This is a genomic window from Acidaminobacter sp. QWL-03 (assembly GCF_058683855.1).
Map to the genome: position 1 here is coordinate 3562293 of NZ_CM178752.1, position 26526 is coordinate 3588818.

At 49.7% G+C, this 26526-nt stretch carries 24 protein-coding genes; 23 read left to right on the plus strand and 1 reads right to left on the minus strand.

Annotated elements, in window-relative coordinates; genetic code table 11:
* The first annotated feature begins 18 nt into the window (after nucleotides 1-18).
* From AC4PHM_RS16450 to AC4PHM_RS16550, 21 genes are all read left to right on the plus strand, one after another.
* Complete coding sequence (locus AC4PHM_RS16450; protein WP_492018804.1) at nucleotides 19-1941, plus strand: molybdopterin biosynthesis protein; 1923 nt, start codon at nucleotides 19-21, stop codon at nucleotides 1939-1941.
* A 24-nt stretch (nucleotides 1942-1965) separates the two neighbouring features.
* Nucleotides 1966-2442: a cyclic pyranopterin monophosphate synthase MoaC gene (gene moaC / locus AC4PHM_RS16455; RefSeq protein ID WP_492018805.1), complete on the plus strand. Its 477-nt coding sequence runs from the start codon at nucleotides 1966-1968 to the stop codon at nucleotides 2440-2442.
* A gap of 13 nt (nucleotides 2443-2455) precedes the next feature.
* Nucleotides 2456-2881: an MOSC domain-containing protein gene (locus AC4PHM_RS16460; protein ID WP_492018806.1), complete on the plus strand. Its 426-nt coding sequence runs from the start codon at nucleotides 2456-2458 to the stop codon at nucleotides 2879-2881.
* Between the two features lie 182 nt (nucleotides 2882-3063).
* On the plus strand, nucleotides 3064-4017 hold the full coding sequence (locus AC4PHM_RS16465) for a calcium/sodium antiporter (RefSeq protein WP_492018807.1): 954 nt from the start codon (nucleotides 3064-3066) through the stop codon (nucleotides 4015-4017).
* Between the two features lie 63 nt (nucleotides 4018-4080).
* A complete protein-coding gene (locus AC4PHM_RS16470) occupies nucleotides 4081-4887 on the plus strand; it encodes a DUF6544 family protein (protein ID WP_492018808.1) in 807 nt (268 codons plus the stop codon).
* Nucleotides 4888-4901: 14 nt separating this feature from the next.
* Complete coding sequence (gene gluQRS / locus AC4PHM_RS16475; RefSeq protein ID WP_492018809.1) at nucleotides 4902-5870, plus strand: tRNA glutamyl-Q(34) synthetase GluQRS; 969 nt, start codon at nucleotides 4902-4904, stop codon at nucleotides 5868-5870.
* Nucleotides 5871-5912: 42 nt separating this feature from the next.
* A complete protein-coding gene (locus AC4PHM_RS16480) occupies nucleotides 5913-6725 on the plus strand; it encodes a shikimate kinase (RefSeq protein WP_492018810.1) in 813 nt (270 codons plus the stop codon).
* Nucleotides 6726-6923: 198 nt separating this feature from the next.
* Complete coding sequence (gene aroD, locus AC4PHM_RS16485) at nucleotides 6924-7703, plus strand: type I 3-dehydroquinate dehydratase (RefSeq protein ID WP_492018811.1); 780 nt, start codon at nucleotides 6924-6926, stop codon at nucleotides 7701-7703.
* Nucleotides 7704-8043: 340 nt separating this feature from the next.
* Nucleotides 8044-8862, plus strand: coding sequence for a sugar phosphate isomerase/epimerase family protein (locus AC4PHM_RS16490; RefSeq protein ID WP_492018812.1), 819 nt, complete (start codon nucleotides 8044-8046; stop codon nucleotides 8860-8862).
* 221 nt (nucleotides 8863-9083) lie between these two features.
* Nucleotides 9084-10004 (plus strand): hydroxymethylglutaryl-CoA lyase, encoded by a 921-nt coding sequence (locus tag AC4PHM_RS16495; RefSeq protein WP_492018813.1) that lies wholly within the window; start codon nucleotides 9084-9086, stop codon nucleotides 10002-10004.
* A 30-nt stretch (nucleotides 10005-10034) separates the two neighbouring features.
* The gene (locus AC4PHM_RS16500; RefSeq protein ID WP_492018814.1) at nucleotides 10035-11837 is read left to right on the plus strand and encodes a thiamine pyrophosphate-binding protein; all 1803 of its coding nucleotides are present in this window, start codon (nucleotides 10035-10037) and stop codon (nucleotides 11835-11837) included.
* A gap of 132 nt (nucleotides 11838-11969) precedes the next feature.
* Nucleotides 11970-12455 carry a TRAP transporter small permease gene (locus AC4PHM_RS16505; protein ID WP_492018815.1) on the plus strand — a complete coding sequence of 162 codons (486 nt, stop codon included), beginning with the start codon at nucleotides 11970-11972 and terminating at the stop codon, nucleotides 12453-12455.
* A 32-nt stretch (nucleotides 12456-12487) separates the two neighbouring features.
* Nucleotides 12488-13777 (plus strand): TRAP transporter large permease, encoded by a 1290-nt coding sequence (locus AC4PHM_RS16510; protein WP_492018816.1) that lies wholly within the window; start codon nucleotides 12488-12490, stop codon nucleotides 13775-13777.
* Between the two features lie 107 nt (nucleotides 13778-13884).
* The gene (locus AC4PHM_RS16515) at nucleotides 13885-14934 is read left to right on the plus strand and encodes a TRAP transporter substrate-binding protein (protein ID WP_492018817.1); all 1050 of its coding nucleotides are present in this window, start codon (nucleotides 13885-13887) and stop codon (nucleotides 14932-14934) included.
* 130 nt (nucleotides 14935-15064) lie between these two features.
* Nucleotides 15065-16252, plus strand: coding sequence for an MFS transporter (locus tag AC4PHM_RS16520; protein ID WP_492018818.1), 1188 nt, complete (start codon nucleotides 15065-15067; stop codon nucleotides 16250-16252).
* A 97-nt stretch (nucleotides 16253-16349) separates the two neighbouring features.
* Nucleotides 16350-17147: an IclR family transcriptional regulator gene (locus AC4PHM_RS16525; RefSeq protein WP_492018819.1), complete on the plus strand. Its 798-nt coding sequence runs from the start codon at nucleotides 16350-16352 to the stop codon at nucleotides 17145-17147.
* 72 nt (nucleotides 17148-17219) lie between these two features.
* Entirely contained in the window at nucleotides 17220-18113 is an 894-nt protein-coding gene (locus AC4PHM_RS16530; RefSeq protein ID WP_492018820.1) for a shikimate dehydrogenase, read from the plus strand.
* 88 nt (nucleotides 18114-18201) lie between these two features.
* Nucleotides 18202-19695: an aldehyde dehydrogenase family protein gene (locus AC4PHM_RS16535; RefSeq protein ID WP_492018821.1), complete on the plus strand. Its 1494-nt coding sequence runs from the start codon at nucleotides 18202-18204 to the stop codon at nucleotides 19693-19695.
* A gap of 227 nt (nucleotides 19696-19922) precedes the next feature.
* Nucleotides 19923-20684, plus strand: coding sequence for a GntR family transcriptional regulator (locus AC4PHM_RS16540; protein ID WP_492018822.1), 762 nt, complete (start codon nucleotides 19923-19925; stop codon nucleotides 20682-20684).
* Nucleotides 20685-21036: 352 nt separating this feature from the next.
* On the plus strand, nucleotides 21037-21714 hold the full coding sequence (locus AC4PHM_RS16545) for a response regulator transcription factor (protein ID WP_492018823.1): 678 nt from the start codon (nucleotides 21037-21039) through the stop codon (nucleotides 21712-21714).
* A gap of 2 nt (nucleotides 21715-21716) precedes the next feature.
* Nucleotides 21717-22958: a sensor histidine kinase gene (locus AC4PHM_RS16550; RefSeq protein WP_492018824.1), complete on the plus strand. Its 1242-nt coding sequence runs from the start codon at nucleotides 21717-21719 to the stop codon at nucleotides 22956-22958.
* 181 nt (nucleotides 22959-23139) lie between these two features.
* On the opposite strand, the gene AC4PHM_RS16555 is transcribed toward AC4PHM_RS16550, so the two are convergent.
* Nucleotides 23140-23829, minus strand: a complete 690-nt coding sequence (locus tag AC4PHM_RS16555) for a cysteine hydrolase family protein (RefSeq protein WP_492018825.1) — start codon at nucleotides 23827-23829, stop codon at nucleotides 23140-23142.
* A gap of 264 nt (nucleotides 23830-24093) precedes the next feature.
* On the opposite strand from AC4PHM_RS16555, the gene AC4PHM_RS16560 reads away from it, so the two are divergent.
* Nucleotides 24094-24540, plus strand: coding sequence for a hypothetical protein (locus AC4PHM_RS16560; protein WP_492018826.1), 447 nt, complete (start codon nucleotides 24094-24096; stop codon nucleotides 24538-24540).
* A 147-nt stretch (nucleotides 24541-24687) separates the two neighbouring features.
* The gene (gene typA, locus AC4PHM_RS16565; protein ID WP_492018827.1) at nucleotides 24688-26526 is read left to right on the plus strand and encodes a translational GTPase TypA; all 1839 of its coding nucleotides are present in this window, start codon (nucleotides 24688-24690) and stop codon (nucleotides 26524-26526) included.

The window sequence follows — 26526 nt, forward strand, 5'->3', positions numbered from 1 at the left end:
GACCGGAGGTGTTGGCAAATGAAGCACGAAAGGAATATCTATCTGAGCAATATGGCGCTGGATGAGGCCATTTCACACTATACGAATGCCTGTGCCAGCGGCGAAATAGCACTGGGTGAAGAGGTTGTGACAACCGTGGAGGCACTGGGCAGGGTGACAGCCGGACCGGTGTTCGCTGCATTGTCCGCGCCTTGGTTCAACGCCAGCGCCATGGATGGGATCGCGGTGAACGCAGCTTCGACCTATGAGGCCAGCGAGCGGCGGCCTGTAGTGCTGAATAAGGGGAAAGACTACATTATTGTCGATACCGGGGATCCAATACTGGACCCATGGGATGCTGTGATAATGGTGGAGGATCTCGTCGATTTGAGCGAGGACCAAGTAGAAATCAGAGCGGCAATTTCACCTTGGGACAACGTCCGGCCGGTAGGCGAAGACATTGTCGCGGGTGAACTGATTTTGCCGGCTTATCATAAAGTGACGCCAATTGATTTGGGTGCCCTCCTAAGCGGCGGCATCAACGAGGTCAAGGTGATCCGCAGGCCGCGTGTGGCCATTTTGCCGACTGGGACAGAAATCATTGAGCCCGGACAGCCCATGGAGATTGGAAAAATCATTGAGTCCAATTCCAGGGTATTTGAGGGGATTGTTCAGCAGTGCGGCGGCGAGGCTATTCGCCTGGCACCTGTGGCAGATGACTACCCGCTTCTGGTGGACACTGTTCGAAAAGCTGCCCAGAGCAGCGATATGGTCATTATAATTGCAGGCTCCTCTGCCGGGACGGAGGACTTCACCTCCCGGATTGTAGCCGAATTAGGCGAAGTCTTCGTACATGGCATCGCCCTTAAACCCGGCAAGCCGGCGATCCTGGGCAAAATTGGGCACGCTCCTGTGATTGGCGTCCCGGGTTACCCCGTCTCTGCATGGGTGGTGTTTGATACCATTGTCAAGCCACTCCTGTATACCATGCAGCACCAGCGCCCTCTGGAGAGGCCAACCACTGCAGCGGTGCTCTCAAGAAGACTGGTCTCTTCTTTAAAGAACCTTGAGGTCGTTCGCGTGAAGCTGGGCAAGGTTGGGGATCAGTTGATCGCAACCCCGCTGAACCGCGGTGCCGGTGTCACCATGTCCCTGGTGCGCGCGGATGGTTTGCTTGAAATCCCTCAAAACAGCGAAGGCTTCGAGGCAGGGATGAAGGTCCCGGTGCGGCTTCTGAGGCCTCTTGAAGAAATTGAGAGTACGGTCGTGGTCATAGGCAGTCATGACCTGGTCATAGACCTTCTGGCGGATCAGATCCATACGCAGTGGCCGGATGCCGGCCTCTCCAGCGCCCACGTGGGAAGTCTCGGCGGCGTCATGGCTGTCGTGAAAGGGGAGGCGCACCTGGCGCCGATCCACTTGCTGGATGAAGCGACAGGCGAGTATAACCTCTCCTATGTGAAAAAGCTGTTTCCAAATTTCAGTGGCTATCTGATCAAAGGTGTCAAACGAACACAGGGATTAATGCTCCCAAAAGGGAACCCTAAAGGGATTCAAGGCTTGGAAGACCTGACCCGCAGCGACCTTCGCTTCATTAACCGGCAGAAAGGCTCCGGGACGCGGCTGCTTCTGGATCATAGTCTAAAGATCAGGAACATGGATTCTGACGATATTCAAGGGTATGACCGGGAAATGACGACCCATATGGCGGTAGCCTCTGCGGTCGCTTCCGGAACGGCAGATGCAGGCCTTGGCGTTCGCTCAGCGGCTGCTCTGTCTGGGCTGGATTTTATTCCGGTAGGGGACGAGTCCTATGATTTTCTGGTGGCAGTGGCGCACTTTGATGCAATTCCGGTTCAGCGCGCCATTGAGGCCCTCAGATCAGAGGTGTTCAAGCAGAAAGTGCTGTCCCTCGGCGGTTATGGCGTCGAAGGGTGTGGAGAAATTATCACCATTGAGTAGAACTGATTGGGAGGAGATTGCGCAGTGCTGACACATATTAATGAAAGCGGACGGGCCAAAATGGTCGATGTAGGAGAAAAAGGCGAAACCCTCCGGATTGCCACTGCACGCGGCAGAATTACCATGCTGCCGGAAACCTTTGAGCGCATCATGAACGGCGGCGTCAAAAAGGGCGATGTGCTCGCCGTCGCCCAAGTGGCAGGGATTATGGGGGCAAAGCGGACTTCGGATCTGGTGCCAATGTGCCATCCTATCTTTCTGACGGGCGTTGACATGACTTTCACACCGGATGAAGCGCATTCGGTAATTGAGATCGAGGCGGTTGCCAAGACCATCGGCAGAACAGGGGTGGAGATGGAGGCCCTCAGCGCGGTGACCACGGCGGCGCTGACCATCTATGACATGGTAAAGGCCATGGACCGGACCATGGTGATTGAGGACATCCGGCTGGTTCAGAAGTCCGGCGGGAAGTCCGGCGATTTCGTTCTGGCGGAAGAATAGGGGGGGCTTTTCTGTGAGAGTCACAGAGATCCAGACAAAGGCCTCAAAGGGTCTGCCGATGGTCAGCCGGGAAACCGTCCTGCTGATCGAGAACACCGGGCTGGAAGGCAACTATCATAGCGGCGGATCCCGCCAAGTCAGTCTTGTGGCTTCAGAGGCTTTGGAGGCCCTGAGCCCCTTGGAGGGTGCCGGGCTATGCCTGGAAAAATATGCGGCCAACCTGATCACAGAAGCCTTGGACTACGTCCTCCTGCGGCCAGGTGACCGGCTTTTGGCCGGAGACGCGGTGCTGGAGCTGACTGAGGTCGGAAAACCCTGTCACTTTGAATGCGCCTTATTTCAGCAGAAAAGCGTCTGTCCGCTGACGGCCATGTCGGCATTCGCCATCGTCATTAAGGGCGGGAAGCTCCAGGTTGGAGATTCAATGAGGGTCTTGTGAAAAAGTGCCTCGTTGGCTGATCGTGCAGTGAAATATTTAAAAGAAGCGGCTTTCTAATGGAAGAAGGTGTTTAATAACACCCTCTTCTTTTTTTGCCGTAATTTGTCATGGAATTGTTTATACTTTCTCAGAAAAAATATGGTATGATGTAGTACGAATTTATTGATGAATGGAGAACGATTATGGAATATGTATTGCTGTTGATAGGTTTTTTAATTTTGGTGAAAGGCGCGGATTTCTTCGTAGAAGGCTCCTCGGAAATCGCGACATTTTTGAGGATTCCACCCCTTTTGATCGGTCTGACAATAGTCGCTTTTGGAACCAGCGCTCCGGAGGCGGCAGTCAGCATATCTGCGGCACTCAAAGGCACCGGTGATATTGCTGTTGGTAACGTCGTGGGCAGTAACCTGTTCAATATTTTGTTTATTCTCGGCATCACCGCTATTATTCAGCCCTTGGTCGTTGAACGGCAGACTATCAAAAAGGAGATTCCCTTCGCGCTGCTCGGCAGTATCGTTCTTCTGGTTCTGATCGCAGATCGTATTCTGGCCAATGCAAATTCGGTGCTGTCACGTGGGGATGGTCTCATTTTACTGACTTATTTCAGCGTTTTCATGTACTATATCCTGGAGGTCGCAAAGAACAGCCGCGAACAATTTGAGTTGGATGATATCGATCCATCTCCGACGCATATTGGAAAGTATGTGCTTTATACCATCGGCGGATTGGTGGCTATTGTATTTGGCGGTGATATGGTCGTAAAAAATGCCATCGTCATTGCCATGGCCCTCGGCATGAGCGAGACTTTGGTTGGTCTTACAATTGTGGCTGTAGGAACGTCATTGCCTGAGCTCATCACTTCTGTCACCGCTGCGCTCAAGAATAAAAGTGAGATTGCTGTAGGTAATATAGTCGGCAGCAACATTTTCAATATTTTCTTTATTCTTGGCATTTCATCTGTCATCCACCCAATTGTTGTGGACAGCAATATTTTAATTGATACTGTCATTATGATCCTATCAACGGTGATTCTGCTGATCTTCTCACAGACGCATTCAAAAATTACTCGAGCCGAAGGTGGCGTGTTTATGTTGATGTACGCTGGGTACATGGCATATATCCTGATTCGGAATTAGTGTGACCTCTTAAAATCTACTAATTGAAGAATCGGATAAATCATCTAACCGAGGGTGGAATCCATGAGTAAGATGTACGAGCGCTATTTGAATGAGAAACGGCAATGGCTTGAAATAGTCAAGCAGGCAGAAACCGCTGATTCTGGCGGAGGGCGTGGCCGGACTGAGCCTGCTTTTCAGATCACGTCGCTGCCGGAACCGGTTCAGCGGTACTTAAAAATGGCGGGTTTCGCGGACCGGCCACTGCCCAAAGCTGGCGAGGTCGTCTGGAAAGAGAGCAGGATCAAGTTTGGTCCCGACAAGCCGTGGACGAGTCTGAAGACCCTTCAGTTCAATGCGACACCCTCACCGGTAAGAATGGCGTACATGACGACCAAAATGTTTGGTATTTTGCCCTTTGAAGGCAGAGATCTTTTTGCCGATGGTCACGGGCACATGCTCGGAAAGATCGCAGGCCTGATTCCTGTGTTTGACGACCTGAGTCAGGAAATTTCACAGTCCGGCGTAGTGACTGTACTTGCGGAAGCTTTTTTGGTGCCCGGTTACCTGACAGAGCCTTATGTGACCTGGGAAGCCATCGATGAGAGGACTGCCAAAGCGAGGCTCACGGCTCATAGTCTGACCGGGGAGGGCATCTTTACCTTCAACGACCTTGGGGAAATGACAACTTTTGTCTCCCACGACCGTTATTTCGCGAATCCAAAAGGCGGCAACGAACGTCAAACCTGGACTGCTTACTGCGATAATTACATAGAAAAAGATGGCGTTCGATTCCCATCTGTCGTTCGGGCGGCATGGAACCTGCCTGAGGGAGAGTTTGAATACTGGAATGGAACCATTGACAGGGTGATCTACGATATAGTGGAATAAAAGGTGGGCGGTCTATGCAGAGACGTTCAAAATTTGTGGGACGGTTCGCACCGAGTCCTACGGGAAGAATGCACCTTGGCAACATTTGGGCAGCGCTGCTTGCATGGCTTGCCGTCCGGTCCGCTGACGGTGTAATGATTCTCAGGGTGGAGGACCTGGATCCGGAGAGGTCGAAAAAGACTTATTCTGAGCAGCTGATGAAAGACCTGGACTGGCTTGGACTGGATTGGGACGAAGGACCGGACTGCGGGGGTCTCTACGGCCCCTACTTTCAGAGCGAACGGTTTGAGCGCTATGACGCCGCCTTCCGTAAGCTGGTTGAAAGCGGCCACGCCTATCCCTGCTTCTGCAGCCGTGAAGAGCGAAATGCCGCGAGCGCGCCCCATAGAGGAGAGCAGACCGGCATTATCTCTGATCCTTGTCTTGAGTTGAGTTCTCTTCAGCGTCAAATTGCCCTGGATACCAGACGCCCTACCTGGCGTCTGCAAAATCAAGGGGAAGAGATTTACTTCTCAGATTTGAATTATGGTGATTTACGGCACCGGTTGAATATGGCTCAGGATCACGTGGTCCTAAGGCGTTCGGACGGTGTCTATGCCTACCCGCTCGCCGTGGTGGCGGATGATGGAGAAATGGAAGTTACCCAGGTGGTAAGGGGTTCGGATTTGCTGACCTCGACACCTGTTCAGCTCTATTTGATGGATCTCTTGGGGTACCAGCGCCCGCGATACGGTCACGTGCCTCTATTGGTGGATGTCCATGGTCACCGCCTCTCCAAACGACAAAAATCTTTGGATTTGGGTGCTTTGATCGCAGCAGGCTGGACGGCTGAAGGCATTATAGGGTTTCTGGCCTGTCAGGCCGGATTCTCAAATGAGATAGCACCGGTCAAAGCGCGCGATCTGCTTGATCGATTTAATTGGGGAATCATAGGAACTCAGGATCTGGTGCTTTCAGAAGAGGCATTGGCCCGGGTCAGGTAGATGCTAAACCAGCGGTTTTCAAGCGGAAGGGAGATGAAACAGATGAACAGATTGGAAGAACTGCGAGCTAAAGTTGACGCCTGCGATCAGCTTTTGGCGGAAACCCTGGAAAAACGCATGGAGATTATCCTGGAGATCATGAAGGTCAAAAAGGAATTGGCTGTGCCAATTTTCAGCAAGGACAGAGAACGCGAGGTTATTCAGAAGATTGGAAATTATGTCGATAATCCTGAATTCAGGGAAGAGATCAAGGGCATACACACCCATGTGCTGAGAAGCTGCCGCAGGATTCAATCCAGAAAGCTGTTTCCTTACCACATCTCCCTGGTTGGCTTCATGGGCAGCGGCAAAACCACCGTGGGCAGAGAACTTTCGAAGCTGCTTGCTATGGATCAGATTGACGTGGACAAAGTGATCGAGGATCGTGCCAAAATGACCATCAGTCAAATCTTCAAAGAACATGGCGAGCCCTATTTCAGGGAACTCGAGCGCAAAACAGTCGAGGAGCTTGCCCAGTACAACAACATCATTGTGTTCTGCGGCGGCGGCGGTATTGTGCTGGATGACCGAAATGTCGAAAACATGAAGAAAAACGGCGTGCTTATCTGGTTGAAGGCGAGTCCTGAAGTTATTTATGACCGTATCGCCAAAGAAGGCACAAGACCGCTTTTGAAAGATGACATGTCCGTATCGAAGATAGAATCCATGATGGCTTCCAGACTATCGCTTTATGAAGGTTCAGCAGATCTCGTCATAGACACGGATTATAAATCTGTGGAAGAGGTCAGCTTGGAAATTGTCGAGCAGCTGATGCGGCTGGATATCATGCGGATGATTGACTTGAAGTCCTTGTAAGAACTTCGATTCAAAAACAAAAAACCCCCGTCCAGGGGGTTTTGTTTTTTAGGTGGGCCCGGTATGAGCATGGGTTGAATCTCCGGTTTCACAATTATTGACAATTTTGAAGTGTGATGTTAATATAAGATCATTCCGCATAACGGAACGATATATTGACATGTGGAACGAATTTAATATTGTTGGGGTGCAGTCATCATGAGAAAGACTTTCAATATTCGCGGAATAATCATTGGCGAGGGCAAGCCCAAAATAATTGTGCCCATAATTGAAAAGGATGAGGTTTCAATTATTGAAAAAGCAAACAGTATGGTCCATTTTCCTATAGACGTTGTAGAATGGCGGGCAGATGCCTTCGGGGATGTTTTTGATCCTCAGAAATCTATGGCGGTGCTGAGGGCACTGCGTGATATTTTTCCGAATAAGATCCTCATCTTTTCCTTCAGAATACAAAAGGAAGGCGGGGAAAGGGAGATTTCTTCTGAAGCTTATACGCAATTAAACCAAATCGCTGCTGAAAGTGGTGTGGTTGACATGGTGGATGTCGCGCTGATTTCCTGTTCAGATGTTGCAGCAGATAATATTTCCAGAATTCACAAAGCGGGCGTACTTGTCATGGGTTCATATCACAATTTCGCAGGCACTCCTGAAAAGGCAGTACTCATTCGGACTTTGATGAAAATGCAGGAGATGGGTGCGGATGTATCCAAAATTGCCGTCATGCCAAATACCGCGGATGATCTACTAACCTTATTGAACGCGACCTATGAAACGGCATCCAAGTATGGGGATAAACCAATTGTGACAACAGCCATGTCGCCGGCAGGCCTGCTGAGCAGGCTGGCGGGAGAAATTTTTGGTTCATCTATGACTTATGGCGCAATAGGTGAGGCAACTGCACCTGGACAAATTTCCGTAGAACTTTTGGATGACGTCTTGAATTTACTTCATGGGGATCACAACAAATTCAGACTATAATTCAACCTATTTATTAAAGGAGGTTATTCTGCAGTCGGAGACAGATTGCACAATAACCTCATTTTTTTGCCAAAAAGAGAGTGTTGAAACACTAGAACGCCACATTGTTTCATTTAGTGGAATCTAGGATTATTTAGTGGAAAAAATCGTTGACAAAAATTATAGCGGGTGGTAATCTAAAAACAAGATAAAAAACGACACAACATTCCGCTGGGTGGAATAACATTTACGAAATTAACTCACACAGACCATCATCCTTCTTAATAAAAGCGTGATTCGTACTGGGTGTTTTTTTATGTCATAAGTTATACGCCAATCCCAAAAATAGAGGAGAATGATAATGAACAGCAAATTTTCTTTAGCGCATTTGACCGTATTAGGCTGTCCACCGCCGGAAATGATCTACATAGCTTCAATGGCGGGATATGACTTTGTCAGCCTAAGACCTATTTATATGGGATTGCCCGGTGAGCCGAACTATGATCTGGCTGTCAATAAAGACATGATGAAGCTGACAAAAACCGCCCTTGCTGAAACCGGTGTCAGACTTTTGGATATTGAACTCGCGAGAATCTTTGACGGTATGGATCCAAAACGCTATGAGCCAGCTATGGAAGTGGCGGCTGAGCTCGGTGGCAAACATGTCCTCAGCAGCATTTGGACACCTAACCGCGACTACTACCTGGAGAAATTTGGCGAAGTTTGCGACCTCGCCAAGCAATATGGATTGACAGTGGATTTGGAATTTGTTCCGATAGCTTCTGTCAATACACTTGTTGGCGCCATGGATGTCCTCAAAACTGTCAATAAAGACAATGCAGGCATAATGATAGATATTCATCATATGCATAGATCCGGAGAGTCTGTAGAAGAACTGAAAAAACTCCCTGAATCCTGGTTCCATTTCGCTCACCTCTGTGATGCGCCGGTCGAGATTCCACAGGACCGGGATGAAATGACGCGCATTCTGCGTGAGGCACGCTCTTATGTCGGAGAAGGCGGCATTGATGTGGCGTCTTATATTCACAGCATGCCTGAAATGCCCTATTCTATTGAGCTCCCAAATCTTCAGCGCGTCAGTGAACTTGGTTACGCAGAACACGCACGTCGCTGCCTGGCTACTGCTAAGGCCTATTTTGAAGCGAATCCAAGAAAATAGGTTTACCCATTAATTTCTAAATCACTAAGCGTTAAAATGAATCGTCAGAATTCTTAATTGATTTGGAAAAACAGAATTGACAATGTGAAAAAACGGTGCTATTCTGAATATAAATTTCGCAGTATTGAATCGAGTTCCGCAGTGTGAAACTTTGTGATATCTCTTACGAAAACTGCCGGGCTGCTGCACTGGCTGACCCGCCTAAATGAATGAGGTGCAAAATGAGTCAGAATTCCGAATTCAACAAAGTGAACTACATTGAGATTTGTGAAGTCGGTCCAAGAGACGGCCTTCAAAATGAAGAAAAACTGCTGACAGTCGATCAGAAAATCGAGCTGATCGAAGAGGTTGTAGCCGCAGGTGCCAAAATCATTGAAATTGGATCTTTTGTCCATCCTAAAGCGGTTCCACAGATGGCTGATACGGATGAAGTCGCAAAAAGACTCAAGCGTTATGACGGCGTCGAATACAGAGCGCTGATCATGAACCTTAAAGGTGTCGAGCGCGCCGAAGCCAACGGCATCACAAAAGCGAAGCTCACAGTTTCCGCCAGCCGTGCACACTCCCTGAGCAACTTGAACAAAACGCCTGAAGAAGCTGTTAAAGGCTTCGAAGAAGTCGCCAATTTTGCAGCTAAGAAAGGCATCACCATTTCAGGCGCTATTTCCACCGGCTTTGGATATCCAAATGAGGGTATTATCCCTATTGAAGACATTTACCCTATCATTGACAGTTACCTCCAAATTGGCGTCACTGAGCTTTCACTTTCGGACACCACAGGTATGGCCAACCCACAGCAAGTGTATGAATACGCGAAAGCCGTCAAGGAAAAATATCCGCAAATTCTTTGGAATCTTCACTTTCACAATACACGAGGCATGGGCCTCGCAAATGTTGTCGCCGGCATGCAGGCTGGCATAACCAGATTTGACGCCTGCTTCGGCGGACTCGGCGGATGTCCGTTCGCTCCGGGGGCTTCCGGCAATATCGCTACGGAAGATGTGGTCCATATGGTAAATGCTATGGGTGTCCGCACAGATTATGACCTCGACAAACTGATTACTCTCGCAAGAAAAGTACAGGATTACGTAGGAAGAGAAGTTTCAAGCTTCATCTTGAAAGCCGGAAAATCCATAGTATAAATAAGGACAGGTTGGAAAGGAGATCTAAAGTTGAAGAAATTGATTTCTGAGCAATTAGTGGATTATCTTGAAAGAAGAGGCGTCGAACACGTCTTCGGCCTTTGCGGCCACACCGTCATCGCAATGCTGGATCCTTTAAAGGATGCAAAACTCAAGTTCATTTCCGTCAGACATGAGCAGCTTGCAGCACACGCCGCAGACGCGTATGCAAGGCTTACGAAAAAAGCCAGCGTCGTACTTTGCCACCTTGGACCTGGACTTACAAATGCTGCGACAGGCGTCGCCAACGCATCCCTCGACTCCATTCCCATGGTGGTCATCGCAGGTGACGTTCCGAGCTACTACTACGGAAAGCACCCACACCAGGAAGTCAACATGCATGCGGATGGCGCGCAGTACGAGATCTACAGACCGTTTGTCAAAAGAGCATGGAGAATTGATAAACCAGAGCAGTTCCCTGAAATTCTCGACAAGGCATTTAGACTTGCGGAGTCCGGAAGACCAGGCCCAGTGCTGATTTCAGTGCCTATGGACATGTTCTCCAGAGAACTCGATACAAGCCACTTTGAAAGAACTTATCACGACAGCCCTGTGACAATTCGTCCTGCGCTTTCAAAAGAAGTTGCTTACGAATACGCCAAGATGCTGATTGAAGCTAAAAACCCAGTCATCCACGTTGGTGGTCAGGTACTTATTTCACAAGCCAGTGAAGCGCTCAAAGCGCTGGTTGAATTCCTGGAAATTCCTGTGTCAAGAACCCTGATGGGCCAAGGCGCACTTTCTGATCTGCACCCTATGAATGTCGGCGTTACAGGCTTCTGGGGCTGCGATTTCGTCCACGACATCACGAGAAACGCTGATGTGATCTTTGGTGTAGGTACGCGATTTGCTGAAGCAGACAGCAGCTCTTGGTATAACGATGTTACTTTCAACGCCGAGAAGACAAAGTTCATTCAGGTCGACCTCGAGCCGGCTGAAATTGGACGCAACTACCCGGTTGCCCTTGGTGCAGTCGCTGATCCTAAGCAAGCGCTGAAAGCCATTCTCGAAGCGGCCAAAGAAATTGTGCCTGAAGGCATCCAGCGACCTCAGCTTAAAAAAGCCATCGCTGAGAACAGAGCTGCATTCAAAGCCTCTAATGTAGAAATCTCCAATGACGGCAGATTCCCAATGACACCACAGCGCATCCTCAAAGATGTCCGCGAAGTCTTCCCTGAAGACGGCATCATTGCTACAGATGTGGGCTGGAATAAGAATGGCGTCAGCCAGCAGTTCGACATTACACAGCCGGATACGATCCTCCATCCGGGCGGCCTGGCTACAATGGGCTTTGGACCGGCAGCGGTTCTGGGCGCAAAACTGGCTGCACCAGATAAGAAAGTTATTACCTTGGTTGGAGACGGCGGCTTTGGCGCAAACCCATCTGTCCTTGCCACCGCAGTGGAATATAACATACCTGTGGTCTGGGTTATTATGAATAACAACGCCTTTGGTACCATTGCCGGTCTTGAGGCTTCCCACTACAACCACACCTTCGGCACAGTTTTCAGAAAGCCAGACGGCTCAAGCTACAGCGTCAACTGGGCTGAAGTCGCGGTTGGCTATGGCGTCAAGAGCAAACGCATCAGCAGCGCGGATGAATTCAAGGCAGTTTTCAAAGAAGCGCTTGAATCCAACGAGCCATACCTGATTGACGTACCTATGGAAAATATTCCGGTTCCTACGGATGGCATCTGGAACATCAATGACATCTATACACCAAAAGAGAATGTTTCCGAAGGTAAATTAGTCGGTGGTCAGGCAGCGAGATCCAAGCACGTCGCAACCGAATAATAAAGCGTTTTTCTGCACGACCACATAAAATTAGGGGCGGGCAACAATCCCCGGCCCGCCCTGCCTTCTTTCTTCATAAATGGTACTGCCTGCCGGATTTACGAATCCGGACACTCAAAATGAGGTGAAAAAATGCGTATTATTAAATGGTTAAATGCGCACTTCGAGGAAGCACTACTGACAATCTTCCTGATCGTCATGGTATTGGTTATGGGTTACCAGATCACAATGCGCTATCTCTTCAACAATTCCCTGCCTTGGTCTGAGGAATTGACGCGTTACTTATTTGTTTGGTCCGCTTTTCTAAGTATTGGCTACTGCATCAAGCATCACAGCTCGATCAAAATTGATCAGATCCTTCATCTGCTCCCGCCGGTGGCTCAAAAGGTTATTCTTCTGCTTACTAAAATTGTTAGTTTGGGATTCTTTGCTTATGTCCTCCGTTATTCCTTCAATGTTGTTCAGTCAACTATCAGCAGTGGACAGTTGACCCCGGCATTACAGCTGCCAATGTATATTGTTCACTATGCAGCAGTCGTTGGTTTTGGCCTTGCTGTCTACAGAATTCTTGAAAGCTTTGTCATTGTAGCAGCAAAAAACGTTGAGGAAGAAATTTGAACGCATTGAAGAATTAATAAGGAGGGATTAGATTGTCACCAGTAGCATTGTTTTTATTCTTTATGGTAGCGGTTCTGTTGGCTCTGCCAATTTCAACTACATTAGGTCTTACTGCAATTTTACCCAAAATACTTGATTCAACGTTTCCTGCATCGCCTGAGATGGTCATCCGGGCCATGTTGGCAGGTGTTGACAGTTTTCCGATCCTCGCGGTACCTATGTTTATCCTTTCAGGGATCATCATGGCAAGAGGCGGGATCTCCAAAAAGCTGTTCAACGTATTTACGTACTTCATAGGCAACAAAACCGCTGGACTTCCCATGGCGGTCGTCATGACCTGTTTATTCTACGGCGCAATTTCCGGTTCAGGCCCAGCAACAGCGGCTGCGGTCGGTTCCATGACCATTCCGCTCCTCGTCAACCTGGGCTATGATAAAGTCTTCTCAACGGCACTCGTTGCGGTTGCAGGCGGTCTCGGCGTTATTATTCCACCAAGCATTCCTTTTATCTTTTACGGTATGGCTTCCGGCGCATCTGTCGGAGCGCTCTTTATTGCCGGTGTCCTTCCGGGTTTGTTGATTGGCGCCTGCTTGATGGGTTACGCCTATTACTACTGTAAGAAAAAAGGCGAAGACAAAGTTAAAATTATGGAAAACTATAATGCTTTGAGATCTCAAGGTTTCATCACAGTCTTTAAAGAAAGCTTCTGGGCGCTGCTCGCTCCAATCATCATCCTGGGCTCCATCTATTCTGGTGTTGCGTCTCCGACAGAAGCTGCCGTCATCTCTGTTTATTACGCTTTCTTCGTCAGCTTGTTCATCTACAAATCGTTGAAGTTCAATCAAATCATCAAAATCTTCGTTGAAGGTGTTGCAACCTACGCGCCTATTCTCTTCATCATCGCCGCAGCGCTTGGTTTTGCCCGCGTTCTGACGCTGATGCAAGTGCCTCAGGCGATCGCAATGGCAATTACGTCGACCTTTACTTCCAAAGTCGCAGTTCTGATTATCATCAACGTCTTCCTACTCCTGGTCGGTATGGTTATGGATACCACACCTGCCATCCTGATTTTGACACCAATATTACTGCCGATAGTCACTGCTTTCGGCGTCGATCCAGTTCACTTTGGCGTCATCATGGTCGTCAACCTCGCGATTGGTTTCGTTACACCGCCTATCGGCATTAACCTCTTCGTTACCAGCTCCTTTACAGGGGTACCTGTCGCAGATATCGCGAAATCAGCTATGCCGTTCATATTCATGTTTATTATCGCTCTGATTTTCATCACGTTTGTGCCTGCAATTTCTCTCGCGCTTCTCTAGTAGCTATGCAATAAGTGGTTGATGTGGTACACCGCTCTTCGGAAATAAATCCGCAGAGCTGATGTATAGAGAAAAGAAACAAAAAAAAGAAAGGTTGGGGAAAAAACATGAAGAAGTTAGTCAGCATTTTACTTGTCCTCGCAATGGTCTTTTCGCTCGCAGCATGCGGCGGAACAACAGAGCCAGCAGCACCTGCGGAGCAGCCGGCAGCTGAGACACCGGCAGCAGAGATGGAGAGCTATTCCTGGTCTGTTGGTATTGACAGCCCTGAAGACACCGTCACTTTCATCTATGCTAAAGCCTTCTCTGACAAGCTTGCTGAGCTTTCCGGCGGCAAAATCGCACTCCAAGTCTTCCCTAACGGCCAGCTTGGCTCTGACCGTGAAGTCGCAGAGAGCGTTCAGCTTGGCGACGTTCAATTCGTCATTCAAACGACGGCTCCAATGGTTAACTTCGTTCCGGAACTCGCAGTATTCGACATGGCGAACGTTTTCGCCAATACTGAAGTCGCTCGTAAAGTTCTCGACGGCCCATTTGTCGACAAACTTGATGAAGCTTACGCAAAAGCTGGCTACAAGCTCCTCGGCTTTGCTGACCAAGGATTCAGAACAATGTCTTCCAACAAGAAGATAGAGAAATTTGCCGATTTCAAAGGCATAAAAATCAGAACTATGGAGAACCCGAACCACCTTGCATACTGGCAGTCTCTCGGTGCTAACCCTACGCCTATGGCCTTCTCTGAAGTTTACATTGGTCTCCAGCAGGGCACAATTGACGCTCAGGAAAATCCTTATGAGACAATCGTTTCTGCTAAGCTCTTCGAGCAACAGGACTATATTATCAACACGAACCACATGTTCCACGCCATCCAGCTCGTCACAAACAAAGCTTACTTCGATAGCCTTCCTGCAGAAGTTCAAGCGATCATAGAGCAAGCTGTCGCTGAGGCAAGTGCCTATGCCCGTGAACAAGCAGACGCTCGTGTTGCTGACAGAGTCAAGATCATTACTGACAGCGGCACACAAATCATTGAGCTTTCAGACGAAGTAAAAGCTGAAATGGCAGCTGCAGCAGCAACTGTATATCCTTCTATCGCTGAAAAAATCGGTCAAGACCTCGTTGACGGCATCATTCAAGCTGCAGAAGAAGCAAAGTAATCTTCGTACTGAGATTTAAACCAGGTCTTTTGAGTTTACAGGCCTTGTAACATCAGTCCGGTGGAGCGCCACGGCGCTTCCACCGGATTTTTCAAAAAAATTGACAGGCGTAAGAAAGAGGTTATCAGCAATGTCGGACTCAGCTCAGAAAATTGAAGGCAGGCAGCCTGTGTTGCTCTTTTGCCTGATGACAGGCGCCTTCTGGTTTTCACAATACGCCTATATGCCTCAGTTAACCAAATATGCAAGTCAGATTGGCGCGTCCATGCAGACCATAGGTCTGATCTCCGGGGCTTACGGATTCAGCCAGGTACTGCTAAGGGTGCCGCTAGGGCTTTACTCAGACTATCTGGGCAGGCGAAAGATCTTTGTTCTGATTGGAATCACCATGACGGTATTAAGCCCATTGATCGTCCTTCTGGCGCCTAATCCGAAATTCTTAATCGCAGCCAGGTTTTTCACAGGCGTCGCTGCCGCGACCTGGGTGAACATCACAGTGATGTTTTCGGAGTACTTCAGAAATTCCGAATCGACTAAAGCTATTGGCATCATCAATTCGACGAATCGACTTGGACAATTAACTGCATTTATTATAGGCGGCATAGTCGTCGCAGCCTTTGAGGTTAGAGCGGCTTTTGTACTAAGCGCGGTCATGGGTTCAATTGCCTTAGCGGCGGGCTTCAGGATCAAGGAAACCGGGACAAAATGCAAGGCAAAAAAAACATTCAACTTGAAAGACATACTTCTTTTATATAAGAATCGCAGACTCGTTTCGGTCTCTTTGCTTGGGTTATTGTCTCAGCTGATTACCTTCTCTACGGTTTTCAGTTTCACACCACTGCTCGCGACGGAGCTGGGCGCTGAGAGCTTTCATCTGAACCTGTACAACATCTTGTTCATTCTCCCCCAAATTTTCTTCGCGACGCTCTCTGGCACTGTCATTCGGGATAAGTTTGGAGAAAAGGCGACTTTAACTGCCGGATTTGCACTGGTCACTTTAAGTTGTATTATGATCCCGTTTCTAAATCATTATGTTCAGTTATTCCCAATTATGCTGCTCAGCGGCATAGGGACATCGATGTCATTTCCGCTTCTGATGGGCATTGCGATCAAGGATGTTGAAATCGCGTATAAATCGAGTGCTATGGGATTTTATCAGTCTGTGTATGCGGTTGGCATGACCATCGGCCCAATCCTTATTGGCATGGTGAGTGGTCATTTTGGACTGACTGCCGGTTTTATGACGGTTGCCAGCATAGGTCTTCTGGCATTGGCTGCGGTTCATATGCCTGCGGCAGGAATAGAAGGCAAGCATTAGACGTTTTGCATCCAAGCGATACTTAAACTCAGCATTCCAACATCCGGTCAAACGCGTTACTTATAATTGAAGCATGACAATTCGAGGGAGAATTCATATGTCTGAAGAAAAAAATGTCAAAGGTGAAACCACAGTGCGAACCTTATCAAGAGCGTTGTCTATTTTGATGACGTTCACATGGGATGATCGCGAGCTTTCCCTGACTCAAATTTCGGAAAAAATCGGACTGGCAAAGTCGACAACGTTAAGGTTGCTTGGCGCTTTGGAGTCTGAAGGCTTTATAGAAAAGAATTTCAGAACAAATCATTACAAGTTGGGCCACAATCTGTATTATCTAGGACTGATCGCTAAGGACAGTCTCGATATTAGGACGGTAAGCCGTCCGTTTATGGAAAATATCACGCAGCTCACTAAAGAAACGACCAATCTCTATTTGCTGGACCACTATGACCGGATCTGTTTTGACCAGGTCGAGAGTCCGCTGGCTATCAAGCGAACGGTTCGAATAGGCGAGCGCTATCCAATCTGGGCAGGGGCTACAGGCAAATCGATACTGGCGTTTATGGACCGGGCTATCTGGGAGAAGATGAAAGGCCGCTTAGAGAAAATTACGGAATACACCATCGCAGATCCGGACGAATTTATTCAAGAGCTTGAAAAAATAAGAAATACGGGTTACGCGGTCAGCGTGGGTGAGAAGGACTATGAAGTGGGCTGTGTCGCTGCGCCGGTTTATGACTCTTCTCAAAAGGTCATAGGGTGCATCTCGATTTCAGGACCGAAGTTCAGGTTCCCGGCGGATACGGATTATTTCGCGAAACTGGTGACGGATGCCTCTCACCAAATTTCAAGGCAGTTGGGGTACTATTCAAAGAATTTGATGTATGCGGAGTGAAGCTGCTTTCATGAGCCGCGCTGGATGAATTAAGTTAATTAAGAGAATCAGCCATGAAAAGGAGAATGCAACATGATGAAATGCATTGACGGCAGATACAGATTGACTGGTCTGCTTGGGTATCCGCTTAAGAACAGCCGTTCACCTCGTATGCACAATATTTCCTTCTCGACACTTGGGCTTGAATATGCCTACCTTGCCTTCGAAATTGAGGACGGTCATCTTCCTGAGGCGCTGGACGCCATGAAGGCGCTGCATGCGCAAGGCTTCAACGTAACTATGCCCCATAAGCAAAAGGTCCTTCAGTACCTGGATGAAGTAGATCCTGCCGCAAGAATGATTGGCGCGGTCAACACAGTATTTAACGACAACGGCAGACTGGTCGGCTACAATACAGACGGCAAGGGCTTCGTCAAAGGTCTTGGCGAGGAGGGCTTTGACCTGAGCGGCAAGCGAGTTGTTCTCGTTGGCGCTGGCGGCGCAGGCAGAGCGGTTGGTGTACAGGTTGCCCTTTCGGGCATCACGGATATGACGGTTTTCGACGTTGAGGCAGAGAAAGTGGACGAGCTCCTTGAGACGATTCATGAAAACATCAAGTCCGTCAATGCCCGCGGCGAAGTCTACTCCGAAGCAGCGGTGATTGAGGCAGTGAAGACAGCGGACATCCTGATTGACTGTACCCCCCTTGGCATGGACAAGGTCGTCACAAATGCGCAGGGCAAAGAGGAAAATCTGATTGAAAAGTCGACGGTTAATGCGCCGGAAGCTTTCAGACCCGACTTATTCGTCGCCCACATAGTGTACATTCCCCTTGAGACGAAGCTGATTAAAATGGCAAAAGCAGCGGGCTGCAAAACTATGAACGGGATCCCAATGATGATCTGGCAGGGTGCTGAAGCCTTTGAAATCTGGACCGGTCAGCAAATGCCTGTAGATGTTGTCAAGAAGGATCTGTTTGGGGAGTAATCCATGATAGGTCGCAGACGTAAAAGTTGAATTGTTGTCAAGGCACCGCCATATAATGATCAAGAGTATTCTGAGGAGGAAAAAAAGAATGAGCATGAATGTTGACATGAAAGCACGCTATGCCGAGCTGAAGCTTGGCCAAGATGCCATTGATGAAATCGAAGAGGCTTATGCGAAAGCGAAAATAGCACAGCGTGAATTCGAAACCTGGAGTCAGGAGCATATTGACAGAACCATCCAATCCGTTGCTCAAATCGTTGCCAATTCACATAATTTCCACGAACTCGTCATGATGGGTATTGAGGAAAGCAGCTTCGGCGATCCGGTCAGCCGCGAAGCGAAGCGCTTTAAAATCCGCGGGATCCTCCGCGACTGCCTCAGACAGAAATCTGTCGGTATTATTGAAGAAATCCCTGAGAAGAGAATTGTCAAGTACGCTAAGCCGGTAGGCATTATTGCGTGTGTTATTCCAGCAACCAATCCGGATCTGACGCCTGCAGGCAATGCCATTTACGCGATTAAAGCCAGAAATGCCATCATCTTCTCGCCACACCCACGCACAAAGAATACGAGCCGCAGAACGATTGAGCTCATGCGTGAAGGACTCAGAAGAGTCGGCGCGCCGGAAGATCTCGTTCAAATCCTCGGCCAAAAAGCTAAAATCAACAAGGCGACTTCTGAAGCCCTCATGTCCAGATGTGACCTTATCATTGCTACGGGCGGCCAAGGTGTCGTGAGCCGTGCCTACACTTCCGGTACGCCTGCTTATGCGGTTGGCGCAGGCAACGCGACTATGGTTTGGGATGAAACTGCGGCTCAGGATCTGAACAAAGCTGCCTTCAATACAATGCGATCCAAGACGTCTGACTTTGGTTCAGGCTGTTCTGCAGACGGCAATATTGTCATCCATGAGAGCATCTGGGATGCGGCCCTTGATGAGCTGGTCGCTGTAGGCGGTTACATGCTGTCTGCTGAGGAGCAGGAAGCTATGAAAAACGCTATGTGGGACGAAGAGATCCACAGACTTGCTGACACGGTTGCACTGTCTCCTCAGGATATGGCGAAAGCCGCTGGCTTTGAGATTCCAGAGGATAGAAAGTTCCTGATCGCTTCCCATGGCACTGGCATCTTCAACGCATCCAAAGAGGGCATCTGGTGCCGTGAGAAATTGACGACGCTGCTCGCTGTACACAAATATACGGGTGAATTCCAAAATGCCATTGATTCTGTGATGGCAATCCATGAAGTTGGCGGGATTGGTCACTCTGTTGGAATCTTCTCCTTTGATGAAGACCATATCCACAGACTTGCCATGGTAGCCCGTGTTGGCCGCATCATGGTCAGACAGCCGCAGTCCAAAGCAAATTCAGGCAGCATGAACAACGGCATGCCTATGACATCCTCTATTGGCTGCGGTACCTGGGCCGGCAATGCGACTTCCGAGAACGTTCACCTGCATCACTACATGAACGTGACCTGGGTATCCAAGGAGCTGGATCAGCCGGATTCCCCGTCTGATGAAGAGCTCTTCGGTGAGTTTTACGATCCGGAGCTTGAAAAGATCCAGTACTCCAAGTACTAATTTTGACTTTAAATCAGCTCTGAATTTGATTGAATAACCGCTAACCAACATTTAGCTCACATCATCCTGTTTGCGCCGGCACGGCTGGGAAGAAATTCTCGACGTTGTGCCGGCGTAATTTTTTTTAATTTTGCGGCAAGGATTCAAAAAATGAGATATAATAAATTGTCTTTATAAAATGTTGCATAATTAGTGAATGAAATTATATTCTTGAGGGGACAGTGACCATGCCGAAAAAATCTTTGGAGCCAAACGAAGCAAACCCTGATGAAGGATCTGGAAAAAAGACCAGAACATCGACCAAACGCGGATCTTCCAAGTCTGCGTCAAAGTCAAAGCCCATCAAGCGGTCAAAGACTTTTTTGAACTTGCCGTTGATCATTTCTGAGGAGCTCAGAGAAGCCATTCTGAACGGTGAAATCCCGCTTGGCGGCCACCTGAAACAGGAAGAAATCGCAAAGCGGTTTGACAGCAGCCTGATTCCTGTCAGAGAAGCGCTCAGAACTTTGGAGACGGAAGGCCTGATTACCATGATTCCCAATCGAGGCGCCGTCGTCAGCATGTGGGATCCGGAGCGGGTCAGACAACGCTTTGAAACGCGTATTTTCCTTGAGATTGGCGCTATGCGAAAATCAGTGCCGCATCTGACGGACGAAGAGCTTGCTCGCGCTGAGGAAGTGTTGAATGAGATTGACAGGCAGACCACGGCGAAGGGGATTAGCGCTTTCAACCACGAGTTCCACCAGATTCTGATCAGCCATTGTGACAATCCTTATCTGATGGAGCAGGTTAATATGATGCATCGCAGTATTGACCGCTATCTGAGATATTATCTCTCCAATGAGGCGTATAACCGCCTGTCTCAGGAACATCACTTCAAGATCCTTGAAGCTGCAAAGGCACGGGATGGGGAAGGCGCTGCGAAGTGGGTGGAAATCCATTTGAGAGAGGCGCTGGATCATCTGGAGGCTACGACTCAGCTCGAGTAACGCGCGTCAATTGAGTACGAATAAGGTGGCCTTCTTTCGCGGTTGTGGGATGGGTGACCATCGGCAGAAATTTTTCAGGAAATATAAAGAGGCTGTCTCCGGAGGTGTAAGACCTGCGGGACAGCCTCTGTTAATAGGCCGGGATTAAGTTTGGGAAACCGCTTCGCCGGACTTGTTAAGGGGGCATGCTTGTGATTGCCACATCCTTATGATAAAGCGCGAAGCTTAAATGAACCTGAAAGTGCATTTTCAACTTTCTTTAAGGGTCCTCTGCTATCATGATGACAGGAACGAAGCGGCTGAGGGCTGCCCGATGAAGTATGACGGGTAAAGGCCGGATGGAGGAAATCCAATGAAGGTTTTATTGATAGAAGACGAGCGGGCACTGTCTGATGCGCTCTGCACGCTGATGAGAAAAAACAAACTGACGGTGGAGGCGGCCTATGACGGCGTGAGCGGCCTGGATGCGGCGCTGACGGATCGCTTTGATGTCATTCTCCTGGACATCATGCTGCCCAGAATGAATGGCCTGGAAGTGCTGAAAAACATTCGTGCCGATGGTATCGCAACCCCCATCCTCCTCCTGACGGCCAAAGGTGAGGTCACTGACAAGGTGCGTGGCCTGGATGAAGGAGCGGATGATTATTTGCCCAAGCCCTTCGCGACAGAGGAGCTGTTTGCCCGGATCAGGGCCCTCACAAGGCGTAAAGGGGAGCCGGTCCTGGAACCCGGGATCTGCTATGGGGACCTGACCCTGGATCTCGGGACGCTGATGCTTGGTGGTCCAAAGGGCGAGGTGCAGCTGACCCTTAAGGAGTTCGAGATTCTGAAACTGATGATGGACCGCCCGCAGCAGGTGATGTCAAAGGAAGAGATGATCATCAGCGTCTGGGGTTATGACGCGGAAGTGGAGCACAACACCCTGGAGGTTTACATCAGCTTTTTAAGGAAGAAACTGAGCTTTCTGGAATCCAAGGTGAGCATCAATGCGCTGCGCGGTGTTGGCTACCGGCTGGGAATGGGGGACTAGGCATGTTTCGAGAACTGAAGTGGCGTTTTGTCGTTCTGATTATGAGCATGCTGATCCTGGTTTTTGTGGGGATCTTTGGGGCCATCTATGGGCTGACGGCGAATAGTATGAACAAGCAGAGCCGTTTTACCCTTGAAAAGATCATGCGGGCGCCGCCCAGACCGGTCCCGGACAGCCGGGATGCTTTTGGCAGCTTGATTGTAGAAACGGATTCTCAGGGAGAGATCCTGATGCTCATGTCCTACCTGGAGGTGGATGAGCAGGCGGTGGCGATGGCTGTGTCCAAGATTTTGAGCAAGGCGCCGGATGGTTCTGAGGGTGAGAGTGAGGCTGGGGTTGGATCGGAAACTAACCGGGAGTTTGGCAGAGTCAAAATAGGGGATACCTCATACGACTATCTCGTGGGTAAGCTGCCTGCCGGGTATAAAATGGTATTGCTCGACCGGACACCTGTGCACGCGTCCCTGAATGATTTGTTGATGGTGTTTATCTGGGTTGGGGTTGGCAGTCTTCTTGTCCTGTTCGGGGTCAGCGTGTTCTTTGCCAATCGTGCTGTAAGGCCAATTCAGACGGCGTTCGAGAAGCAGCAGCAGTTTTTGGCGGATGCCTCCCATGAACTCAGGACGCCGCTCACAGTGATTCAGACGCAGCTGGCTCTGCTTGGCTCCTTGGATGATCCACAGGAGGCCAAGTGGATTGAGGGCATCAAAACCGAAACGACCAATATGGCGGGGCTGGTCACAGACATGCTGGATCTTGCTAAGCTGGATCACGCGGCGGAACCGGTTTTGGTGGAGGCTTCCTTGAAGGCGTTGCTGGAAAAATGCTTGCTTTCCTACGAGGCGATCTTCTTCGAGCGCGGGATAGAGCTGTCGGTGTTCTCTGAAGAAGAGGTCATGGCGCGGATGGATCCGGAGGGCATTCGCAGGGTGCTGGTGATCCTTTTGGATAACGCCTTGAAATACACGCCTTCAGGCGGAATTGTCGAGATCAGGCTGAGCAGTGAAAAGCATAAAGCCTGGCTGCGGATTCGAAATACTGGCGAGGGCATCCCGGAGGACCGGCTTGAAGCGATCTTCGACCGTTTTGTGCGCCTGGATGCCTCTAGAACGAAGGCCACCGGGGGCTATGGTCTGGGTCTTGCCATAGCCCGCGGCATAGCAGAGCAGCATGGCGGCCGGTTGTCAGCCGCAAGCCGACCTGGGGAATGGACGGAGCTGACGCTGGTGCTGCCAGGGGTTTAAGGGGAGTGGCAAGTTGGGGACGCGGACGGTTTTTGATTCAGTGACGCGGACAGGTTTTGAAATGAGGACAGAGCTTGTGAGAATGTTTGTCAACCAGGCTTTCAAATAAGAGAAGACGGCCCGAAAAAGCCTGCCCCCGCAGGCTTTTTCGGGCCGTCCTATTTCCCTTTGAAGTGTTCCTTTACGTCACCGCCACACCCTTCACCAGCTCCACGCCGCCGGCCTCCATCAGGGCAAGGGCCATCAGATGGTACAGGTCACCGGGGTGGTCCGGCGTCTCGAAAGTGTTGACGGCATTTATTGGCACAATGACTCTTGAAGGTCGATTTTCTGACTGAAAGAATGTTTTCAGTGCAAGCGCAAATTGGAGCACGCAAATGTCGGTGCAGTCACCGGTCAGGATCCAGGTGGAGCGCTGCACATTTTCGCGAAACCAGTCCTGAAAAGCCTGCGAATGCCAGATTTGGGTTGAGTTTTTTTCGAGTTTCATTATTCCGTTTAGGGATTTGAGTTCATCCACAAGGTCGCTTTCCTCACTGCCAGCCACACAGTGGGCAGGGTAGGCCATGAACTCTTCAGCTTCCGGCGTGTGGGTATCCGACGGCGCAATGACAGGAATGCGCCTGCTGAGACAAGCCTCAGCCAGGCTTACAATTGCGGGAATCAGCGCGGCGACCCTTGGGCTGGCCAGGAGTCCCTCCCGCGCAAAGCCGTTCGTCATATCGATGATGACCAGCGCCGTATCCTCCGGATCCAACGACTTCAGCGGCAGGGTTTCAAGCTTTTCAAGCCGGGTCTGAAGCTTGTCCAGCCAAAGAAGTGCGCTGTTGTTCAATTTGAGTTGCTGATTCTCATTAAGTACTTGATTCATAGAGATGCTCCTTTCAAACTTCAGGATAGCCGGGCGGAAGAAGGCGTCTGTTGGAAGAAGGTGTCAGCGGCTAAAGCCTATTGACCCCTTCTTCCAACACCCCGACCCGCCGCTTCCACCGTTCTCATTCCTTCTGATACATACCCTCTTTCGCGCCCTTGCAGACAGTGTGCGGATGTGATAGTATGGATTGAATTTATCAGTCCGCCCCTGATAGGCCGCAGTTTGCTGCAGACTATTTAACCTTTAAAGGAGTTTATGAACGTGAACCTTATAACGTTGGATTCTAAAGAAACGCATTTATTATACACGGATCAGAGATTATTTGAGCTAATGCAGCGCGCTGTCCCGGGTGCAGATTATGGGAAGGTTAAAAGTATTGCAGAAGCACTCTATTCCAACTTCAAGAGCAGGATGTATCTTGTGACTGGGGAGGGGGAAGAGGGGACCATCGGCATAATTGGTCTTTCTAAGGCTCAGCGTGGGGAGGCAGAAATTCAGCATTTCGCGCTGCTGGAGTCTGTCGACCAGGTGGCTGTTGGGCGAGCGGTGTTTGCAGAGCTGAAGGAGAGCCGGCGGGACCTGACGGTGCTGCGGATCAGAGTGCCTCACGAGCAGTCACCCTATTTCAGAAAGCTGGATTTTTCAATAAGACGTTATCCGGACAATCCATACGGGCTGGATGGAGATCAGTGCACGCTGAAGTTTTAACATGGTTTTAACACGTTAAACAGCGCCAGACCCCATATTTTACTTGATCTTCTGACTATGACGTTATATAATATCAAGGTTGACAAAATACTTCGCCTGCTCCCGACTTCGGATGAGCAGGCTTTTTAAAAAATAAAGGATGGAATTATGTCAGATCAAAGCATAAAGCAAGGCATACTGAACCTCGCGGTCATCGCTCACGTCGATGCCGGCAAATCGACCCTGGTCGACGCACTGCTGTCTCAAAGCGGCGTCTTCAGAGCCAATGAAGAAGTTGTAGAGTGCGTCATGGACAGCAACGACCTCGAGCGTGAGCGCGGCATCACGATTTACTCAAAGAACTGTGCGATTGAACACAGCGGCGTGAAGATCAACATTGTTGATACGCCCGGCCATGCTGACTTCTCCTCCGAGGTTGAGCGGATCATGCGCACCGTGGACTCGGCTATTTTGCTGGTGGATTCCAGTGAAGGGCCTATGCCGCAGACGCGATTTGTTCTCCATAAAGCGCTGGAGCAAGGGATTAGACCAATTCTTTTCATCAATAAAATTGACAAGCGTGACCAACGCGCAGAGGAAGTCGTCGACATGACCTTTGACCTCTTCGTCGAGCTCGGGGCGACTAATGAACAGCTTGATTTTCCAATTGTGTATGGCATCGCTCGAGAGGGCATTGCCAAGCATGACATGTCTGACGAAAGCACCAGCCTGGAGCCGCTCTTCGAGACGATCATCAAGCATGTAGAAGCTTATCCGAACCTGGATGCGGAGCCCCTTCAAATGCAGGTGTCCTCTTTGGCGTATGACGAGTACATTGGCCGACTGGGAATTGGCCGCATCAAGCGCGGTGTGGTTTCCCGGGGTCAGACGGTCGCCGTCGCAAAGCAAAATGGTGAGATCGTTCGCGGCAAGATCGCGAAGGTTTTTGTCAACGAAGGGCTTGCCCGGGTTGAAAAGCCTTTCGGAACGAGCGGAGATATCGTCACGATCGCAGGGATTCCTGACATTTCAATTGGTGAGACGATCTGCGCGCTTGATTTTGTTGAGCCGCTTCCTTTGATTGAAATCGAGGAGCCGACGCTTTCCATGAACTTTTACGTCAATGATTCTCCGTTCTGCGGACGCAGCGGCAAATTCCTGACTTCCCGTCACTTGAAGGATCGCCTGGATCGCGAGCTGGAAGTCAATGTTGGACTTCGCGTTGAAGAGCTTGAGAGCAAAGAAGGCTTCAAAGTCTCCGGCCGCGGAGAGCTGCATCTTTCCATTCTCCTTGAAAACATGCGCCGTGAAGGCTATGAGATCGGGGTTTCCAAACCGGAGGTTCTCCTTCATGAGGAAAACGGCCGCCTTTGCGAGCCGGTTGAGAAAGTGCTGATCAACGTGCCGGATGCCTATAGCGGCGTGGTCATCTCCAAATTGAACCAGCGCAAAGGCACCATGCTGCTGATGCACTCTGAGGACGGCTACACCCGCCTTGAATATTCAGCGCCGACCCGGGGTCTTTTGGGTTACAGAAGCGAATTCATCAACGATACCCGTGGTGAGGGTACCCTGGTCAGATCCTTTGAGGGCTTCGAGCCTCACTTTGGCGAGATCCAGGGCCGCAACAACGGCGTTTTGGTTGCCCAGCAGCCTGGAACAGCTATGGCTTATGCCATTTCCAACCTCAGCGAGCGCGCGGAGATTTTCGTCGAGCCAGCACAGGAAGTTTATATAGGCATGATCGTGGGCATGAACAGCCGCCGCGATGACATGGTGGTCAATATCTGCAAGAACAAGAAGCTGACCAACATGCGTGCGTCCGGTTCAGATGACGCGGCGCGCGTGCCGGATCCGAGACTCTTCACATTGGAAGAAGCGCTTGAGTTTATCGAGATGGACGAGCTGGTGGAGATCACGCCTGAAGCGATTCGCCTGCGTAAGCGTATCCTCGACGAGCAGGACCGCCTTCGCGCGAGCAAGCGCAAGGACGCTCAGCCAGCGTAG

Bases quoted from the DNA above. Each gene is read 5' to 3' on its own strand.
- AC4PHM_RS16450 (WP_492018804.1), top strand. From the start codon at position 19: ATGAAGCACGAAAGGAATATCTATCTGAGCAATATGGCGCTGGATGAG.
- AC4PHM_RS16465 (WP_492018807.1), top strand. From the start codon at position 3,064: ATGGAATATGTATTGCTGTTGATAGGTTTTTTAATTTTGGTGAAAGGC.
- AC4PHM_RS16470 (WP_492018808.1), top strand. From the start codon at position 4,081: ATGAGTAAGATGTACGAGCGCTATTTGAATGAGAAACGGCAATGGCTT.
- gluQRS (WP_492018809.1), top strand. From the start codon at position 4,902: ATGCAGAGACGTTCAAAATTTGTGGGACGGTTCGCACCGAGTCCTACG.
- AC4PHM_RS16480 (WP_492018810.1), top strand. From the start codon at position 5,913: ATGAACAGATTGGAAGAACTGCGAGCTAAAGTTGACGCCTGCGATCAG.
- aroD (WP_492018811.1), top strand. From the start codon at position 6,924: ATGAGAAAGACTTTCAATATTCGCGGAATAATCATTGGCGAGGGCAAG.
- AC4PHM_RS16490 (WP_492018812.1), top strand. From the start codon at position 8,044: ATGAACAGCAAATTTTCTTTAGCGCATTTGACCGTATTAGGCTGTCCA.
- AC4PHM_RS16495 (WP_492018813.1), top strand. From the start codon at position 9,084: ATGAGTCAGAATTCCGAATTCAACAAAGTGAACTACATTGAGATTTGT.
- AC4PHM_RS16505 (WP_492018815.1), top strand. From the start codon at position 11,970: ATGCGTATTATTAAATGGTTAAATGCGCACTTCGAGGAAGCACTACTG.
- AC4PHM_RS16515 (WP_492018817.1), top strand. From the start codon at position 13,885: ATGAAGAAGTTAGTCAGCATTTTACTTGTCCTCGCAATGGTCTTTTCG.
- AC4PHM_RS16520 (WP_492018818.1), top strand. From the start codon at position 15,065: ATGTCGGACTCAGCTCAGAAAATTGAAGGCAGGCAGCCTGTGTTGCTC.
- AC4PHM_RS16525 (WP_492018819.1), top strand. From the start codon at position 16,350: ATGTCTGAAGAAAAAAATGTCAAAGGTGAAACCACAGTGCGAACCTTA.
- AC4PHM_RS16530 (WP_492018820.1), top strand. From the start codon at position 17,220: ATGATGAAATGCATTGACGGCAGATACAGATTGACTGGTCTGCTTGGG.
- AC4PHM_RS16535 (WP_492018821.1), top strand. From the start codon at position 18,202: ATGAGCATGAATGTTGACATGAAAGCACGCTATGCCGAGCTGAAGCTT.
- AC4PHM_RS16540 (WP_492018822.1), top strand. From the start codon at position 19,923: ATGCCGAAAAAATCTTTGGAGCCAAACGAAGCAAACCCTGATGAAGGA.
- AC4PHM_RS16545 (WP_492018823.1), top strand. From the start codon at position 21,037: ATGAAGGTTTTATTGATAGAAGACGAGCGGGCACTGTCTGATGCGCTC.
- AC4PHM_RS16550 (WP_492018824.1), top strand. From the start codon at position 21,717: ATGTTTCGAGAACTGAAGTGGCGTTTTGTCGTTCTGATTATGAGCATG.
- AC4PHM_RS16555 (WP_492018825.1), bottom strand. From the start codon at position 23,829: ATGAATCAAGTACTTAATGAGAATCAGCAACTCAAATTGAACAACAGC.
- typA (WP_492018827.1), top strand. From the start codon at position 24,688: ATGTCAGATCAAAGCATAAAGCAAGGCATACTGAACCTCGCGGTCATC.